Raw genomic sequence first — 899 nt, forward strand, 5'->3', positions numbered from 1 at the left:
GCCAGCGCGGGAAACGCTGACCGGTTCGCTGCCGAGCAACGCGTCGGCGTTTTCCACCAGCACGTCCAGCGGGATTTCGATGTGCACCGGGCGCGGTCGTCCGGCCTGGAACAGCGCAAATGCCCGGGCCAGTACACCGGGCAATTCGGCCGCCGACATCAAGGTATGGGAGAACGCCGCCACGCCCGCGATCATCGCGTTCTGGTTCGGCAGTTCGTGCAGCTTGCCGCGCCCGCCGCCCAGCTGGCTGCGGGACTGCACGCTGGAGATCACCAGCATCGGGATCGAGTCGGCGTAGGCCTGGCCCATGGCGGTGGTGATGTTGGTCATGCCGGGGCCGGTGATGATGAAGCACACGCCGGGCTTGCCGCTGGTGCGCGCATAGCCGTCGGCCATGAAACCGGCGCCCTGTTCGTGGCGCGGGGTGACGTGGCGGATGCTCGAGCGCGCCAGGCCCCGGTAGAGTTCCACGGTGTGCACGCCGGGGATGCCAAACACCTGGTCCACGCCGTAGCCTTCCAGCAGGTTGACCAATACTTCGCCGCAGGTCGCCATTGTCGTCGCTCTTATTGTTGATAAAGGCCCGTATTGGAACGGCTGGCCCGTAGCGGCAACAATCGATAAAAAGTCATACTAGCCATGTCCTCACGTCATGGCTGCGCCCTTATGAAACGTCTTCCGCCGCTGCCGGCCCTGCACACCTTTTGGGTCACGGCCCAGTGCTGCAACTTCACCCGAGCCGCCGAGCAATTGCACATCACCCAGGGCGCGGTGAGCCGGCAGATCGCCGGGCTGGAAAGTCATCTGGGCTATGCGCTGTTCCAGCGCCAGGCTCGTGGCTTGAGCCTCACCGAAGAGGGCCGCGAATGGTCACTGCGGGCGCAGCAGGTGTTCGGCCT

The 899-nt window shown here is 65.2% G+C and carries 2 protein-coding genes; one reads left to right on the plus strand and one right to left on the minus strand.

The window, feature by feature from the left end; genetic code table 11:
• Nucleotides 1-555: thiamine pyrophosphate-binding protein (locus tag HX846_RS37965; protein WP_256740507.1), on the minus strand; the 555-nt coding region annotated here is incomplete at its 3' end.
• 111 nt (nt 556-666) lie between these two features.
• Between HX846_RS37965 and HX846_RS37970 the strand changes: the two genes are divergently transcribed.
• Nucleotides 667-899 (plus strand): LysR family transcriptional regulator (locus tag HX846_RS37970; protein ID WP_178967551.1); only part of this gene is annotated, 233 nt, incomplete at its 3' end.

Origin of the sequence: Pseudomonas sp. K5002 (genome assembly GCF_013386655.1) — a bacterium.
Taxonomy (GTDB): Bacteria; Pseudomonadota; Gammaproteobacteria; order Pseudomonadales; family Pseudomonadaceae; genus Aquipseudomonas.